General features: G+C 32.6%; 13 protein-coding genes and 2 pseudogenes. 2 read left to right on the top strand and 13 right to left on the bottom strand.

The genetic code is table 11. The features are described from left to right. Window position 1: 1 nt before the first annotated feature. The 11 genes and pseudogenes from yfmH to rbfA form a co-directional block, all read right to left on the bottom strand. Window positions 2-1,288, bottom strand: coding sequence for an EF-P 5-aminopentanol modification-associated protein YfmH (gene yfmH, locus ACP3TL_RS05790; protein ID WP_069832858.1), 1,287 nt, complete (start codon window positions 1,286-1,288; stop codon window positions 2-4). Continuing rightward, window positions 1,288-2,577 (bottom strand): EF-P 5-aminopentanol modification-associated protein YfmF, encoded by a 1,290-nt coding sequence (gene yfmF, locus ACP3TL_RS05795; protein ID WP_285325589.1) that lies wholly within the window; start codon window positions 2,575-2,577, stop codon window positions 1,288-1,290. Before yfmF ends, yfmH begins: the two co-directional genes overlap by 1 nt. Window positions 2,578-2,587: 10 nt before the next feature. After that, window positions 2,588-3,301 carry a GntR family transcriptional regulator gene (locus tag ACP3TL_RS05800; RefSeq protein ID WP_285325588.1) on the bottom strand — a complete coding sequence of 238 codons (714 nt, stop codon included), beginning with the start codon at window positions 3,299-3,301 and terminating at the stop codon, window positions 2,588-2,590. A 2-nt stretch (window positions 3,302-3,303) separates the two neighbouring features. Continuing rightward, window positions 3,304-4,770: pseudogene (locus tag ACP3TL_RS05805) on the bottom strand (DNA translocase FtsK); the annotation flags it as partial. A 155-nt stretch (window positions 4,771-4,925) separates the two neighbouring features. After that, window positions 4,926-5,754: pseudogene (locus ACP3TL_RS05810) on the bottom strand (sensor histidine kinase); the annotation flags it as partial. Window positions 5,755-6,061: 307 nt separating this feature from the next. Beyond that, window positions 6,062-7,735, bottom strand: coding sequence for a ribonuclease J2 (rnjB, locus tag ACP3TL_RS05815; RefSeq protein ID WP_285325587.1), 1,674 nt, complete (start codon window positions 7,733-7,735; stop codon window positions 6,062-6,064). Between the two features lie 413 nt (window positions 7,736-8,148). Next, window positions 8,149-10,248 carry a polyribonucleotide nucleotidyltransferase gene (pnp, locus tag ACP3TL_RS05820; RefSeq protein WP_069832862.1) on the bottom strand — a complete coding sequence of 700 codons (2,100 nt, stop codon included), beginning with the start codon at window positions 10,246-10,248 and terminating at the stop codon, window positions 8,149-8,151. A gap of 154 nt (window positions 10,249-10,402) precedes the next feature. Next, a complete protein-coding gene (rpsO, locus tag ACP3TL_RS05825) occupies window positions 10,403-10,672 on the bottom strand; it encodes a 30S ribosomal protein S15 (RefSeq protein ID WP_021338745.1) in 270 nt (89 codons plus the stop codon). Window positions 10,673-10,776: 104 nt separating this feature from the next. Further along, window positions 10,777-11,748, bottom strand: coding sequence for a riboflavin biosynthesis protein RibF (ribF, locus tag ACP3TL_RS05830; protein ID WP_285336711.1), 972 nt, complete (start codon window positions 11,746-11,748; stop codon window positions 10,777-10,779). 13 nt (window positions 11,749-11,761) lie between these two features. After that, window positions 11,762-12,679, bottom strand: coding sequence for a tRNA pseudouridine(55) synthase TruB (truB, locus tag ACP3TL_RS05835; RefSeq protein ID WP_069832864.1), 918 nt, complete (start codon window positions 12,677-12,679; stop codon window positions 11,762-11,764). Window positions 12,680-12,807: 128 nt separating this feature from the next. Next, on the bottom strand, window positions 12,808-13,155 hold the full coding sequence (gene rbfA / locus ACP3TL_RS05840; RefSeq protein WP_031265894.1) for a 30S ribosome-binding factor RbfA: 348 nt from the start codon (window positions 13,153-13,155) through the stop codon (window positions 12,808-12,810). A 435-nt stretch (window positions 13,156-13,590) separates the two neighbouring features. Between rbfA and ACP3TL_RS05845 the strand changes: the two genes are divergently transcribed. After that, window positions 13,591-13,836, top strand: a complete 246-nt coding sequence (locus tag ACP3TL_RS05845) for an HTH domain-containing protein (RefSeq protein WP_285325586.1) — start codon at window positions 13,591-13,593, stop codon at window positions 13,834-13,836. Window positions 13,837-13,986: 150 nt separating this feature from the next. Continuing rightward, entirely contained in the window at window positions 13,987-14,463 is a 477-nt protein-coding gene (locus ACP3TL_RS05850) for a hypothetical protein (RefSeq protein ID WP_285325585.1), read from the top strand. Window positions 14,464-14,527: 64 nt separating this feature from the next. Here the strand turns inward: ACP3TL_RS05850 and ACP3TL_RS05855 are convergent, their stop codons facing one another. Together ACP3TL_RS05855 and infB are read right to left on the bottom strand one after the other, a co-directional pair. Beyond that, window positions 14,528-15,526, bottom strand: a complete 999-nt coding sequence (locus tag ACP3TL_RS05855) for a hypothetical protein (RefSeq protein ID WP_069832866.1) — start codon at window positions 15,524-15,526, stop codon at window positions 14,528-14,530. 701 nt (window positions 15,527-16,227) lie between these two features. Continuing rightward, entirely contained in the window at window positions 16,228-18,348 is a 2,121-nt protein-coding gene (gene infB / locus ACP3TL_RS05860; protein ID WP_069816014.1) for a translation initiation factor IF-2, read from the bottom strand. Window positions 18,349-18,352 lie beyond the last annotated feature (4 nt).

Consider the following 18,352-nt stretch of genomic DNA (forward strand, 5'->3'; position numbering starts at 1 on the left):
TTTATTTCATCTCCAAACGACTATCTACAACTTGTGTTAGATTTAAACATGTATTTGCTGTTTCGTTCACGCTATCTAAAGTGATACTCTCAACAATGTCTAATAAGTCGAATAAACTTACGCCTTCAAAATAAAGTTTTGTGTATTGATTAGCAATATACTCTGGTGAGTTTAAACCTGAGATAAATTCTCCGATAAATTGTTTTTTCAATAAATTAAAGGCCTCTGCATCACTTAGTTTTCCTTGTGTGTTTTCTAATTCCTCTAATAATAGTGCTTTCAATTTATCAGGATATTGCGTTGCACTCGTGATAACTGAAAAGCTATAGGTTGGTTCTAAAACAAATTGATAACCAAATGTTTCATCTATTAAATCTTGATTAAGCAACGTTTGATAAAAATCTGTCTCTTCACCAAACACCATTTCATAAAATAGTGTCATTTCTAAATCACGTTTAACATAGGCTTCGTTAGGTTCATTTTTTAAAGTTTCATTTTTAAAACCAAGCATTAATCTTGGTGATTGAAGTTTCATGGATTCTGAGACATTGACCTCATTAACTTCGCTTTTTTCCGCTAAAGCATCTCTGACAATTTGTGGTTGATTCACTTTATCTCTTTTATTTTCGTGCTCAGAAATGACTTCATAAATGTGCTCTGCATCTACATCACCTACAACAAATAACACCATGTTCGATGGATGGTAGAATGTTTCATAGCATAGATATAAATCATCTTTAGTTATTTCATAAATGCTTTCAACACTACCTGCAATATCTACACGAATCGGATGTGTTTCATACATAGCCTTTAGCGTATTGAACATTAATTTATAGCCTGGTTGTTCTTGATACATTTTAATTTCTTCTTCAATGATTCCTTTTTCTTTATCAACTGTCTCTTTAGTAAAATAAGGCGTTTCTACCATCGTTAATAAACGTTTGATATTGCGGTCTACATTATCAGTAGCACTGAATAGATAGCTTGTTCGATCAAAGCTCGTAAAGGCGTTAACTTGAGCGTTGTCTTCCGCAAAAGCAGTAAATAAGTCTTCTTCTTCATTTTCAAATAATTTATGTTCTAAAAAGTGTGCTACGCCATCAGGTACTGTGACATATGTATCGCTACCATGTGGTTTAAATTTATTATCTAATGAACCAAATTGTGTTGTGTATGTTACGAAGGTTTTTTGAAATCCTTTTTTCGGAATAACAAATAATTTGAGTCCATTATTTAACTCAGCTTCATAAACTTTTTCGTCTATTTGTTTATAATATTTTTCATTCATCAGTCATTACCTCCTTTCGTCAAAATGTAAATCGTATCTAATATTGTTTCTTGTGCTAATTGCTGAATCTCTGCTCTAGATACATTTTGTATACCTTCAATAAAACTTGTTTCTGACATATCTTCATCAAGTAAAATATTGTTATTTAATATTTCAATAATACTTTTTGGTCTATCATGAGATTCTTGACGTTGTGAAATAATTACTTTTTTAGCTAGCTCTAATTTATCGTCATCAAACTCACCTTGTTGGAATTTTTCAAATTCAGCTATTATTGTATCTTTAGCTATTTCATATTTGTCAGCTGAAACACCACTAAGTACAAACATAAAACCATTTTTAGCATCCATTTGAGAGTGTATTGAATACGCTAAGCTCTGTTTCTCACGTACTTCATTAAACAATACGGACGATGGATCACCGCCAAACATGACATTTAACACGACCATAGCAAAGTATTGTGGATCGCCATATCGTGCTGGGAATTTATATCCCATATTTAATTTAGCTTGATCCACTACATCTGTTTCAATAATTTCTTGTGGTAAAGTATGTGATGTCGGTGTTGGTACTGCATATGATAATTCAAATTGAAAAGGTTTAAGATCAAAATATGATTGAATTTGTGATTTCACTGCTTGCTCATCTACGTTGCCTACTACATAAACCGCGCAGAAGTCATCTTTTAGCATAGATTGATATGTATGATATAAATTTTTTGGTGTTATGCCTGATATGTATTCTACTTGCCCTGACGCTATATGGCGATAAGGTTGGTCTCCAAACATATTTTTCAGTAAGTTTAAAAATGCAATTTGTGATTTATTATCAACTATAGCATCTAATTTTTTTGTTAATAACGATTTTTCTTGTGCAACAAAAGTTTCATCAAATTCACCATCTGCAATTAACGGGTTCCAAATCATTTCTTTTAACAAATTCAAACCTTTTTCAAATAATGGTGTCTGGTCTTTTAAATAACGTTCATTTACGATTTCTAAAGATATTGTAATTACATGCTTGTCTTTGAATTTTGAAATAAAACTGTTGACGTATGCACCATATAATTGTGATAAGTGTTGGTTAAATGCTTTATCCGTCGGCCATTGTTTTGTCGCACGAACGAGTACTTTGCTCAATAGCGAACGTGCTGTCATAGTTTCGCTATCTAATGGCGCCATAAATTTCAATGTGATTGTGGTTGTTTTAAATTTTGTTGTTGGCATTACTTTTATATGCAAGTCGTTTTGCTGTTTATCTATCTTCAAATTGTCATGCCCCGCTTTCATAATTTTGTTTTTATATTCTATTTCTAACCGTTTTAAATTTTACTAAACTACTTTTGAAATAATTAAAAGAATAAAGTATTGGATTATCTTCATTATCGTAATGTATTAATTTCAAAAGCATGAGCCCTTCATGCGGTGATGCGTCTAGTACGTCTGAGATATGAGGTTCGTAACTAATTGCCTCAATTTCTGTATTTGCATAGGCAACTTTTTTATTAGCATAAGCTTCAATCGCGTTTAATAAAGATTCATCGCTATTTTGATACTGTGCACACGTTAAATCATCAGCGGACACTTTATCTAAGCAATATACTACTGGTTGTCGATCTGCCAGTCTGACACGCTCTATAATGGTCACAGAAGCTTTATCAGGAATATTTAATCTTAATGCATCCAATGAAGTAGCTGGTTTCTCATCTAAGCTTATAAATTCTGTTCTAGCATTAAAGCCTTGTTGTTCTATCATTTGACTAATACTTACAAGTTCACCTAAAGGATAGAAGAACGGGTGCAGTGATTTAACACTCGCACCTTCCCCTAAGTTATTAGATAATACTTGTTCTGTAATCAATTCATCTACGGCATCATAAACGTCATCTGTTTTAACGTTTAGTGTTCTAGCCACTGCTAAATTACTTGGCAATGGCTCTCCAGGACTCAATTTACCTTCTTTAATTTGTTGAATCATCCACTCTTTAACTTTATACACAGAAGTAAGTTCCATATTTACACCTCATCACTATCTAAATCCACAAGTATCTGTCTAGGTTTGCTACCTTTTTGTGGTCCAATAACTTGATTCCGTTCTAAATCATCCATCAGTCTTGAAGCTCGATTATAACCAATTCTAAACTGTCTTTGTAGCAAGGATGTACTTGCTTTTTGTTGTTCAATTATAAATATATATGCTTCATCATAAAGTGAATCTTCACTTTTCATTTCTGATTTTTCAACTGGTGCATCTGGTTCCATTTCTTTAACATAGTTCGCTTTTTGTTGTTCAACAACATAATTAACAATATCTTGTACCTCTTGATCGCTTAAAAATGCACCTTGCACGCGTGTTCTCGTAGAGCCACCATTTGCAACGTATAACATATCACCTTTACCTAGTAACTTGTCTGCGCCGCCACTATCTATGATCGTTCTAGAGTCAATTTGAGAACTCACAGCGAAAGCGATTCTTGACGGAATGTTATTTTTGATTATACCAGTTATAACATCTACAGATGGACGTTGTGTTGCAATAATTAAATGAATACCTGCTGCACGTGCCATTTGAGTAATACGTTGAATTGCATTTTCCACATCTTTACCTGCAACCATCATTAAATCTGCTAATTCATCAACTATCACCACAATATATGGCAACTCAGATTTCTTCTCTTCTAGTTCCTTATTTTGTCGTCTAATTGCTTCGTTATAGCCTTCAATATTTCTAGTTGAAGAATGTTGGAATAGATCGTAACGTCTTTCCATTTCAGCAACTACTTTTTCTAGTGCTTGTGATGCTTTATGTGGATTTGTCACAACAGGTATAAGCAAATGCGGTATACCGTTATATATATTCAACTCTACCATTTTTGGATCAATTAACATAAGTTTTACTTCATGTGGCTTAGCATTAAGTAAAATGCTTGTAATAATGCCATTAATACAAACTGACTTACCACTACCAGTTGAACCTGCTACCAGTAAGTGAGGCATTTTATTTAATTCAACTGTAATTGGATCACCTGAAATGTCTCTACCTAATCCAACTTCTAATTTGTTTTTGGCAGGAAACTTCTCATCTAATACTTCTTTTAATGAAACGAGTGATACTTTGTCATTAGGCACTTCTATACCGACAGCTGAACGACCGGGTATTGGTGCTTCTATACGAATATCTTTCGCAGCAAGTGCTAAAGCAATATCATTATGTAAATTAACAATTTTACTTACTTTCACACCTTGCGCAGGTTGTATTTCATATTGTGTCACCGCTGGACCAATTTTTATTTGAGTCACTCTAGCATTAACACCAAAGTTTTTGAGCGTGGTTTCTAGTAACTGACCTTTTTTTTGTACTTCTGCCTTAGATGTAGCTTTTTGCTTAGCAGGTTGATTGAGTAAGGAAAGCGGTGGTATTGTATATGCTTCATTTTCAACCTCACCTGCTTCGGATATGGAATTTGCGCCTTCTTCATCTGAGGCTTGTTCAGATTCATCTATCAACTGATCTAATGAAGCTTGTTCCTCTTTAGAACTTTGTTGTGATGGTATCTGCTCATTGGCACCTTCTTGATCGCGCGTGCGTTGACTACGTTTGTATTTTTTATTTTCCGTAGGTTGAGCGCTGTCTTCATCGTTATCACCATGCCCATATATAGGTATGGATTGTTGCTGTTCTGCAGTTAAATTAGAAACTTCAGGTAAATCACTTACATCTTTAACTTCATTATTAGCTTCATCCTGAGTAGCAGCTTGTTGTGCTTGTAATTCAGCTTTTTTCTCTGCTTTCACACGCACTTTAGCATCTTTTTTAATTTTATTTTGTTTTCTTTTTTCTTTTAAGTTTACTGAAGCATCTTGACTTTTAATTTTCACCTTTTCAAATACGATTTTCGATACATCACGATGACTTTGCTTTAAAAGTAAAATTGCACTTGAAGCAATCAATAAAATTGTCACAATAATAATACCAACAATAGAAATTAAAGGCGTGAATAAAGTTAATAAGTAATATCCTATTAACCCTCCACCAAAATTAGGGAAGTTAGTCTGTTCATAAGCCTTATAGACAAATGACAATACTGGTTCTCGTTCAGCTTGTGCATTATTAGTAAAGTAAAAGAAGATTTGTGTCACTAGCAATAGTGCGAATTGTAATAGAAAAGCACCAACTGTACGTCTTGTCTTCGGTAATGCTTTATAATAAGTAATAAATATTGTGCCTATAATTAGTAATATATATGTTAAGAAACGGCTATTACCGAATAAATAGTTCAAGAAACTATCTATCATTGTTCCAATAATACCAAGTTGGAACGCGCCTAGTATAATTAATACAAAAGCGATAATAGCAAAAACATATCTTATAGGACTGTCGCTTTGTTTTTTCTTTTTATTTGTTGTTTTCTTTCTTGTATTTGTTGGTTTTCTCTTAGTTGTAGTTCTCTTTTTTGTTTGTGCCACGTTCCACACCTACTTTTCTAACTCTGATTTCAATTTTATTTTAATCCTATACCCATTGATTGTTATGTGAATCACTTTTATTCATCGTAAATAATATGTATTTAGGTTTTATTATATAAGTATGTTTGTATAATAAAAGTTTATTTGTATTCTATAATAACATAAAAGAGGTAAGACAATGTTCGCTTTGAGTGGATTTAAAGGTTGCTTGCATGTCATATTTAAGATATAACAATCAACTGCAATCTACTTTTAAATATGTTTACCTAAGCGTTTGTCTTAACCTCTTTGTTTAGTATGGAAACTATTAAATTTCAGAAATAACTGGAATAATCATCGGACGACGTTTCGTATTTTCAAATAATAACTTGATAATTTGATCACGCATACTTTGTTTGATTTCAGACCATTCAATGCGTTTTTCTTGTAGTCCTAGTTCGACGATTTCACGTACTTTTTCTTCAGCTTCATTTAATAAAGCTTCACTTTCTCTAACATAAACGAAACCTCTAGATTGAATTTCTGGTCCAGCTGCAATTCGTCTGTTTTTCGGATCAAGTGTTACGACCGCAATAAAGATACCATCTTCTGCTAATAAATGACGATCTCTCAGAACGATATTTCCTACGTCTCCAACACCAATACCATCGATAAGTACATTACCAAAATTCACTTTTTCATTTAAAATCATTTCGTCACCATCATAGTTAACGACATCACCTTTTTCCACAAGGAAGATTTTCTCAGGTTTTACGCCTGATTCATTCGCTAATTTTGCATGAGCAATTTGCATTTTAAACTCACCATTTACTGGTATAAAGTATTCTGGTTTCATAATATTAATCATCATCTTCAATTCTTCCATGCAACCATGACTTGAAGTGTGTATTTTTTTACTACTAGGTAAGATTTCTGCACCAGCGCGCGCTAATTCATTTAGCGTGTTACCAACGATGACTTCCATACTTGCAGAAGCAGTAATTGCTAGGAATACAGAATCCCCTTGTTCAATATTCATTATTTTATGTTTCTTTTGAGCCATTTGGCTTAATGCTTCTACTGGTTCACCTTGCATACCAGTTGCAATAATAATAACTTCATTTTTAGGATGATTTTCAACTTCATTAATTGGAATTAATAAGTCCTTAGAAATATCAAAATAGCCCATCTTTCTAGCGATATTAAATGAACTTTCTAATGAACGGCCTAAGAAAGAAACTTTTCTATTCAATCTCTGAGCCAAATTCAATACTTGCTGAATGCGGATAAAGTTCGATGCGTAACATGAAACAATTAATCTGCCTTTTACTTTAGTAAACGCATCATACATATGTGATTCAATTACATTTTCTGGTGTATTATAACCTGGTTTTTCCGCCTCAGTGGAATCACTGATGAGCGCAAACACGCCTGCTTCGCCTATTTCAGTCATTTTTTTCAAGTCTGGTGCATAATGACCTTGTAGACTTTGATCAAATTTAAATTCGCCAGTATAAACAATTGCACCATATGATGTATGAATACATACGCCTAAACTGTCTGGAATACTGTGCGTTGTATTGAAAAATGTAATGTTTACCCCTTTAAAACGCATAACTGATTCATTATTCACTGTATAATATCTTACTTTTTTATTAATATTACGTGCTTTCATATTTTCTTTAATTAACGCGATTGTCAATTTAGAACCGTACACAGGTGCATCTACTTGTTCTAATACATATGTGACAGCTCCGATAGCGTGTTCATGGCCATGCGTCAAAAATATACCTTTTAATTTATCTTTATTATCAATGACATATTGAATGTCAGGAATTACAATGTCCACACCTAGCATTTCATCTTCTGGGAACATCAGTCCTGCATCTAACATGAACATTTCATCGTCTACTTCAACGACATACATATTTTTCGCAATTTCTCCAACTCCGCCAAGTGGAATTATACGAATATTTTTATTTTTTTTCTTAATTAAACTCAAAATGTTACCTCCTATTTAAATTCCCGTCCATATATAAACTCATAGTATATTATAAGTTAAAATAGGCTTTATGTACACTATTAAAGTAATTACTATAAATAGTTCGGGATTGATATCAATAAATAAACAATTACTTATAAATCTACAATATTTTCTATGTTTTGTTTTATATTTTCATATTCACGTTTTTACTACAATAGAAACTATGAATTTCCTAAAAATTAAACTTTAGTCTTATTCACTTATGTATTTAATTATTTACGCAATAATTCTGCTAATATTTGCATTAAATAAAAAAGAAACCAGTATACTTTGATATGAAAACCGTTTAAAAATAGAACAGGAAACATTCTATCGTAACGCGATTCATATCATTTACTAGTTTCTAATAAAATTCGATTTTTTATTTTATATTAATTTGATAAAAGCACTTTATGAGACGCATTCACGCGACCTTGTTTATCAATTTCTGTTACTTTTATTTTAAATGTATCTCCAATTTTCAATACATCTTCTACTTTATCAATACGTTCATTTGCAATTTGTGAAATATGAACTAAAGCATCTTTACCAGGGAATAATTCAACAAATGCACCGTATTTTTCAATACGTTTTACTTTGCCTTCATATACTTGGCCAACTTCAGCTTCACGCGTAATGTCTTCTATGATACTACGTGCTTCGGCGATTGCATCTTTATCAACAGCACCTATGAAGATTGTACCATCTTGTTCAATATCAAGTTTCACACCTGTTTGATCAATGATTTCATTAATTTTCTTACCACCAGGTCCAATAACATCTCTGATTTTTTCAGGTTTGATTGTCATCGTAACGACTTTAGGTGCAAACGCACTTAACTCACCGCGTGTTGTATCAATTGTTTGTAGCATATGATCTAAAATAGCTAAACGACCTTCACGTGCTTGGTCTAAAGCTTCTCTAATAATCTCTTTTGTTAGACCATCAATTTTAATATCCATTTGTATTGCAGTGATGCCTTCAGACGTACCGGCTACTTTAAAGTCCATATCACCTAAAGCATCTTCCATACCTTGAATATCCGTTAAAATAGTGTAACTATCATCACGTGTTACTAACCCCATAGCAATACCGGCTACTGGTGCTTTAATAGGAACACCTGCATCCATTAAGGCTAACGTAGAACCACAAATTGACGCTTGTGAAGATGAACCATTTGATTCTAATACCTCACTCACTATTCTTACAGTATAAGGGAAGTCTTTAGTATCTGGAATAACATGACTCAATGCACGCTCACCTAAAGCACCGTGACCAATTTCACGACGTCCTGGAGAACGAACTGGACCTGTTTCACCAACTGAATAGTTAGGGAAGTTGTAATGGTGCATGAAACGTTTTTGTTGTTCCTCACCAAGGCCATCAAGAATTTGATATTCGCTCATTGAACCTAATGTTAACACAGATAGTGCTTGTGTTTGACCTCGTGTAAATAAGCCAGAGCCGTGTACGCGTGGTAACACACCAACTTCTGATTCTAGTGGACGAATTTCATCTGATTTACGGCCATCAGGTCTGATTTTTTCTTCAGCGATTAATCTTCTTACTTCTTCTTTTACTAAACTATTTAAAATGCCATGCACATCTTTAATTAGTGCAGCGTTGTTAACATCTTCTTCATCAATAAATTCTGAAACGACTTTTTCTTTTAATGTGTCAAGATTGATATCACGTTGCTGTTTATCAAACGTTAATACAGCTTCTTTCAAACCATTGGCTTCAGTAAGCTGTTTCACTTTTTCTGCAAGCGTTTCGTCTTGTTCAACAGGTGTGAATGGTGTTTTCACTGGTTGGATGTGATCCACGATTTCTTGTTGGAAATTAACTAAACGTTGTATTTCATTATGACCAAAGAAGATTCCCTCAAGCATTTCACTTTCAGTAATTTCACTTGCGCCTGCTTCAACCATATTTACAGCATCTTTGTGACCAGCAACTTCTAAATCAAGACGCGACACTTCTTTCTGTGCAACAGTTGGGTTAATTACGTATTCGCCATCAACATAGCCTACGTTGACACCAGCAATAGGTCCTTGGAATGGAATGTCTGAGACACTAAGTGCCATAGATGAACCTATCATTGCTGCCATTTCTGGAGAACAATCAGGATCAGAACTTAATACGGTATTCATGATTTGTACATCATGCTTATATCCTTTAGGGAAAAGCGGACGAATTGGTCTGTCGATTAAGCGCGCAGTTAATGTTGCTTCGTCGCTTGGACGTCCCTCACGTTTTTTAAATCCACCAGGAATTTTACCTGCTGCATACATTTTTTCTTCATAATTTACCATTAATGGGAAAAAGTCAACATCGCGTGGTTCCTTTGAAGCTACCGCAGTAGATAATACTACTGTATCACCATAACGAACTAGCACGGCACCATTAGCTTGTTTAGCAAGTTGCCCTGTTTCAATCGTTAATGATCTATTTGCCCATTCAGTTTTAAAAACTTTTTTCTCTTGAGACATTACGAATCTCCTCTCATATATCTATTAGTTACATCATATCATTTCTTAGAAAAATTTTATATTAGTATATTACTTTTTAAATAATATGCTTTCTAGATTATAAAAAAGGGAAAGGACCCTGAAGGTTCTTTCCCTTTCAATATCCATCTTAAAATTAACGACGGATACCTAATGATTTAATTAATTCACGGTAACGTTGTACATCTTTGTCACGTAAATAGTTAAGTAAATGTCTACGACGACCTACCATTTTTAATAGTCCACGACGTGAATGGTGGTCTTTCGTGTGTTGACGTAAATGTTCGTTTAATGTAGTGATTTCTTCAGTTAACACAGCGATTTGTACTTCTGGAGATCCAGTATCCGCTTCGTGTGTACGATATTCTTTAATTAGTTCATTTTTACGTTCTTGTGAAATTGCCATAGTCAATTTCCTCCTTTAATTTTTATGCGCCTTTAACCGAGCGAACCGTTGGAGACTCGGACTGCCAAGATAAAGGTGCCTTAAATGTGTAAAACACATTCGACTTAAATATTATATGATATTTCGTCTCCAAAATCAACTGATAATAAGTATTTCGCTTTTTCTTTATCTTTATTCATTTGTTCTACTAAAGGATCTATTCCATCAAATTTAATTTCTGGTCTTAAATAATGATGCCAAAATACAGTCACACGCTCGCCATAAATATTTTCATTAAAATCAAATAAATTCACTTCTATGACTACTTGAGCTTTAGAAGGGTCGTGAAATGTTGGTTTCACACCAACATTAGCCACACCTCGATAGACCTTTTTATTCACCCCAATTTCCATACTTACCGCGTAAACGCCATTTTTAGGCAACACATAATCACCGCTAGGTTGAACATTTGCTGTTGGAAATCCAATTGTTCTTCCACGTTTTTCACCTTGCACAACTGTCCCTTTAATACGATAGAGATAATCTAATTCTTCATTAGCCTTTTGCAAGTCACCTGTTTTAAGCGATTTTCTAATTTCAGTAGTTGAAATTTTTTCAGATTCTATTTCTTGTTTACTTACCACTGTCGTATTAAATTCAGTCATTTCATTTAATATCATCATATTACCTTTACCAAATTTACCAAATGTAAAATCAAAACCAGCTACTACTTCTTTAACATTATTTTTTATAATATACTCTTCTATGAAAGTTTCAGCGGGTACATTGGCAAATTTTGAAGAAAAGTTAATAACAATACAATAATCTATGCCATAGGACTCTAATATTTCAACTTTATCTTGTATTGGTGTTAAATAATCGGTACGTTTACGTTCAGGATTTAGAACTACCGAAGGATGAGGATCAAACGTCATCACAGCTTTTTTTAAATTGGATGATTTTGCTTTTTGTTCTAAAATATCAAATACTTTCGCGTGCCCCTTATGCATGCCATCCAAAAAACCAAAAGCCATGGCAACAACTTCTGTTATATATTGATCTTCTTGAATTGGATGAGCTACTTCTATCACTTTCATGCGTATTTCTCCTTTAGTTAAATACCTTCTTAGGCTTAATTTCGTCAATTTTTTCAGGATGTGGCGCATAAATTGCTAAGACTTTATTGTCTGTAACATCTACCAATGCCACTATCGTATCTATTGTTTCTGTGAATTCATTTTTATAGAATTTTTGGCCATTTAAAATTTTGCTTTTTACTACAGCATCTGAAATCAAAATTTGTTTTAAACCTTTTAATCCATATTCTATAGGAAATAGCTTTTCTTGTAACGCGTCATGCTCATGTAATTCTGCAACGTCATTTAGTGTAAGACTTTCATCTACATCAAATCCACCACTTTGAATTCTAGTTAATTTTGACATATGGGCTGGATGTCCTAAGGCTTTCCCAATATCTGTCGCTAATGTTCTGATGTATGTTCCTTTGCCACATTCAACCAAAATTTCGAAATGACAACTGTTATCTTCAAAGCGTAGTTCGGATGTACGGTTAATATGCATAATATTAACTTGTCGTTCTGGTCTTTCTACTACTTCGTTATTCCTCGCATATTCATATAGTTTTTTACCATTCACTTTTACTGATGAGTACATCGGTGGTATTTGAGTAATCGTTCCTTCAAATTGATTCAATATTTTGTCAATATCTTGAACTGTAATTTCATCTTGCGCAATAGTTGTTCGCTCAAGAATTTCACCGGTTTGATCCTCGGTAGTTGTACTACTTCCAAGTGTAACAGTCGCTTTATAAGATTTTCCCATATCCATAATGTAATCACTGACTTTAGTTGCACCACCAATACATATAGGTAAAACGCCTGATACTTCTGGGTCTAAAGTGCCAGTATGTCCAACTTTTTTTGTTTTTAAAATTTTCCTCAATTTAAATACTACATCGTGGCTTGTTAAACCACGTTCTTTATACACAGGCAAAATACCGTTATACATCTTTACGCCACCTTTAATGCTCTTTTTTTACATTACTCTCATATTAACATGACTTAGCTTACTTTGTGTTATGTAAAAAAGCTGAAACATAAAATCTAAAGAGATTTTGTTCCAGCTTGGTATAATAATTAATCTTTTTTGTGCAAATCTTGAATCATTCTTTCAATTTTATTTCCGTAATCAATTGATTCATCATATTCAAAATTCAATTCAGGAATAATTCGTAATCTCATTCTTGAACCTAGTTCAGATTTAATAAAACCTTTTGCCTTTTCTAACCCTTTAAAAGTATCTTCTTTTTGTTTTTCATTACCTAATACTGTTAAATAGATTGTTGCAATTGATAAATCATTTGTTAATTGCACATCTGTAATCGTTAAAAATCCGATTCTTGGGTCTTTGACTTTGTTATTAGCGATATCCATAATTTCTTGTTTCATCTGTTCGCCAACACGTTCAGCTCTCATATTCATTATATTCACCTCACACGATTTATTTGTCCGGGAAATGTTTCCTTACTTAAAGATTATATGACAGTTCATTTCATAACGTCAAACAAATTTATTATTTCAGTTGGTTATATTTTTAAAAGTTTCGTTCGAGTCCTGTACACTTTATATTGTACATTATTAACAAAAAATAAACATTTTATGACAGTTAGGCATTATTTTAATTCCTAACTGTTAAGTTATGAAACATTTTTTCATTAATAGTCAATAAAATCTATTTTAAATTGCTCAAGTGTTTAATATTATGCCCAACTGTTATTTTAAGAAGATTTTTTGACATACAAACACCTAACCTACGCTTATAAATGTTTTTTATAAAGTTTTACACATTATATAAATTGTAATGTTATACTGTAAGCCAACTTAATAATTAAATTTATTTATTTTAGGAGTTGTGAATGATTGGAAAAACCAGAAAGACTTTTATATATTTATACCCGCTTTTTAAACGGAAAGAAACTCAATAAAGAAGAACTCGCACACCAGCTTAACGTCAATGTTCGTTCAATTCAGCGAGATTTTAGTGATATTAACAGTTTTTTATATGAAGATAATGAATGGCATGGTATTGATGGAGAAATAATATACGATAATAACTTTGAAAAACATTGTTTAAGAATCAACCAATATAAATTTAAAAATAATTGATTACTTAACTTGTTATTTAGATTGAAAAATTTTACACCGATAATACATGAAGACACTTATAATCTTATTAGAGGACTTAATGCAAACTCTAATTTTGCTGAAAAAATCCTGTCTAACAAACTCTTAAGCCAGTTCAAGGTGACGCGTGAGATGAGCAAAACCACGTTAATTTTCAGACTCCAAATGGCCATTGAAAATAATAATTTTGTTGCAATACATATAACTAATAATTTGACTATAAAAGTAATACCTATATATACTAGATATTTTTCTAACAAATACTGGTTTACTTATTTGTATCAAGGAAAGATACAAATATTAAATTTGTCTTCAATTATAAATATCGATCAACTTAATGAAGTGTTTGATAAAAGTATTTTTTCAGATATTCAGTCTGTAAAGTTACTCATTAAAGATCCTCTGTGGTCAGAAATACAAAGACAGTTCATTATTTTAGACAGAACTGAAAGTGATCATGGGGCTATCGCACATATTATTATTTCAAAAAAAGAAAGCATACAAATTGCATATGACTATCCACAATATATTACAATTATAGAACCTCAACATTATGTAGATGAATTCAAAGCACATATCCAGACTTTGTTTAAAAACTATTACATTTAAAATTAGCCTATACTCATCTTAGATATCTTCTATGCTGAATATAGGCTTTTTTATAATTAATATTTCAGTGTTGATGCTCTATATTTTTTTGCATTGCGCTAATTTTTCTATAAAAATCTGAATTACCTTTTTCTCGCTTTTCTTTTTGTTCTTTATTCCAGTTGTAATATTCTATTTTACTCAATTCTTGTTTTTTTCTTAAACGTGTTTTGTGTTCTTGGTAACTTAACACATTGCATAATGTAACATGGCGGTTTTGTTTTGAAGCAAGTACGAATAAATGATCTATTAGGTAGTCACATATTGAACTATGAGCAAAGTTCTTCAAAATCGAAATATATAATTCTTCCTCACTAACAAGATAAATGCGATGCTTATCATCGTTTAAAAGTTTCAACAACAAATCAAAACTCATTCTCTGAGAAGGTAATCCATGTTTAAATGTTAAAAAATCTTTTGGTATTCCTGCAGTATGCCCCGATTGATAAGGGAAAAAATTAAGTACCATAACTCTGTTTGGATCAATATTAAAACGTTTTAGAGTCGAAGAAGCGTTATATAAATATTTCATAAACCATCTATGTTTATCTATATAGGGTAAAAACAGTTTCTCACCATTAAATGTTAATCTACCTTGTATATCCAATAATATTCTTTGCCGATAATCTATCACTACAGATTCTGGTATATCAGGTTCGTACATTTTAAAATCGTTTTCTGGCTGCTTTTTTAATATAACAATATCAGCTAGATTAGGGTTCCCAAAATATGGTCTAGCTATAGCAGGATTTATTTCTGCATTTTCAAATAAAATTCTTTGTCTATTTTTATCAATAATTACTTTTCCGTTTGCAAAATCTATCATTTTTTTAAATCTAGGTATTTCAGCAAAGTTATTCCCAAAATGCTCTTTAAAATATGCTAAATCCTGTGGATGTAAAAACGCTGTCGTATCATCATTTTTTATAATTTGTTCTAAAGTATTTTGATCATAAATAGAGTTATATTGCTTCAAATATTCTTGCCAAAATTCATTGATCTCCCTTAAATATTCACTCATCATTTATAACCTCCTATTTCATTTAATTGTAATTAAGTACATAGACAGCTAGTGTCAGTAAAATAGTTATCCCAAAATTTCACTATAATATTTCGACTTATTCGCAACCAAATAAATACCTATGATTTACAAAACATATGCTACCCTTTTTTAATATTTAATTATTGTGAAAACTGTTTGGTTAAAGCGTTTTTATAATTTTATTTTTAAAGTAAGCTACATCATTACGAGGGGGGTAAAATTTTTTGTTTCTAATTGAAGTTGTAATATTAAGTCATGTTATATTTTAATCCATAAACTAAATCGCTAGTTTTTTATGTAATAATATCATTATACTTATATATTTCACTTTTGGATAGCACTTTAATATTAAAAATACAGCCATAGCAACTTTTCCAGATAAAAAGCCTCCAATAATTTGTATGCTTAAGAAAGACTACATACTAATTACTATAAAGGCATTTGATTTATTTTCATATAGAAAATCATTGTTCAAATTCAGTTATATATTTTCACTTAAAATATGACAATACTTTGAGCCAACTCTTGCGGCAAAGCACTAGCCAAAAACTACAGGTTGAAGCTGTGCCTGCTGAAATCGTGCATAAAAAAATGCCAACAAAGTCAGAGACTTTGTTGACACTCTGAAAGCCTCTAAATTACTGGAGGTTTTCTATCATTAAATTGGATTCATCTCCAATTATTTATCTTTTTATTTCGACCATTTCGAAAGCTTCAATAATGTCGCCTTCTTTTAAGTCATTGTATTTCTCAACTGTGATACCACATTCGTAGCCTTTAGCAACTTCTTTAGCATCATCTTTAAAACGTTTTAGAGTGTCTAATTCGCCCTCAAATTGCACAATATTATCTCTGATGACACGAACGCCAGCGTTACGCGTGATTTTACCATCAATAACATAACTACCTGCGATTGTACCAACTTTAGAAACTTTGAATGTTTGACGAACTTCTGCTTGTCCAATTATTTGTTCTTCGAATTCTGGATCTAGCATACCTTTCATCGCGAATTCAATTTCTTCTATGACACTATAAATAACACGGTGTAGACGCATATCAACGCCTTCAGTCTCAGCAGCACGTTTCGCACCTGTATCAGGACGCACGTTAAAGCCAATAATAATACCATTTGAAGCGTTAGCTAATGTAACGTCAGATTCGTTAATTGCACCCACAGCAGTGTGAATGATACGTACATTGACGCCTTCAACGTCTATCTTCATTAGAGATGCAGCAAGTGCTTCTACTGAACCTTGCACGTCACCTTTAATAATAACATTTAAGTCTTTCATTTCACCTTGTTTCATTTGTTCAAACAAGTTATCTAATGAAACACTCTTGCTTTCATGACGTTGTTGAATTACGTTCGCTTCATGGCGAGATTCACCAATACGTCTTGCTTGTTTTTCATCTTTGAAAACCACAAATCGATCGCCTGCTTTTGGCACATCATGAATACCAGTAATTTCAACTGGTGTAGATGGTCCTGCAGTTTTAATACGTTGGCCTAGATCATTGACCATAGCACGAATTCTACCATACGTATTTCCAACTACTAAAGAGTCACCAACGTTAAGTGTACCGTTTTGTACTAATAATGAGGCTGATGGACCACGTGATTTATCTAATTCGGCTTCGATTACTGTACCGACAGCTTTTTTACTTGGATTAGCTTTTAATTCTTGTACTTCAGAAGTAAGTACAATCATTTCTATTAAATCATCAATGCCATCTCCGCTTAATGCTGAGAGTGGAACAAAGATTGTATCGCCGCCCCAATCCTCAGGTACTAAACCATATTCCGTTAGTTCTTGCATTACACGGTCTGGATTTGATGTTGGTTTATCAATTTTGTTAACAGCAACAATTGTAGGTACATTTGCTTCTTTAGCATGATTGATTGCTTCAATTGTTTGAGGCATAACACCATCATCTGCTGCTACAACTAAAACAGTTATATCCGTCACTTGTGCACCACGCGCACGCATTGTTGTAAACGCTGCGTGACCTGGAGTATCTAAGAACGTAATTTTTTTACCGTCATTTTCAATTTGGTAAGCACCGATATGTTGTGTAATACCACCAGCTTCTGCAGCTGTTACTTTTGTATGACGAATAGAATCTAGTAACGTTGTTTTACCATGGTCAACGTGCCCCATGATTGTAACAACCGCTGGACGTTCAACAGCATCTTCATCTTCAGTTTCATCATCGAAGTAAATTGATAAATCTTCTTCATCAATAACAATTTCTTTTTCAGCTTCAACACCGTAATCATCAACGATTAACTCAAGTGTTTCTTCATCTAATGATTGATTAATATTAGCCATAATACCAAGTAAGAATAACTTTTTAACAATACCTGAAGACTCTACGTTTAATTTCTCAGCAAGTTCACCTACTGTAATACCTTCTTGATAAGTGATTTTTTCTGGAATTTCTTTAGGTTCTTCTTGTTTCATTTGTTTTGCTTTTTTATTATTCTTTTTGTTGTTTTTGTTATTCGGTTTATTATTGTTTGATTTATTATTTTGGTTACCTTTGTTATTTTGATTATTCTTGTTGTTTTGGTTACCTTTATTATTTGATGATTGTTGCTTGTTTTGAGCAGTTTTTTGTTGTTTTTTCTCTGCTTCTTTTGCTTTTTCAGGTTTGTAAATTTTATCTAATGCGTGGATTTGATTATCTTCTAACGTTTGCATATGACTTGTTACCTCAACGTCCATCTTTTGCAATTCGTCGATAATATCTCTACTCTTTAATTTTAAATCTTTAGCGTATTCGTAAATTCTTTGTTTACTCATATAG

It is taken from the genome of Staphylococcus caseorum, assembly GCF_049943195.1.
Taxonomy (GTDB): Bacteria; Bacillota; Bacilli; order Staphylococcales; family Staphylococcaceae; genus Staphylococcus; species Staphylococcus equorum_A.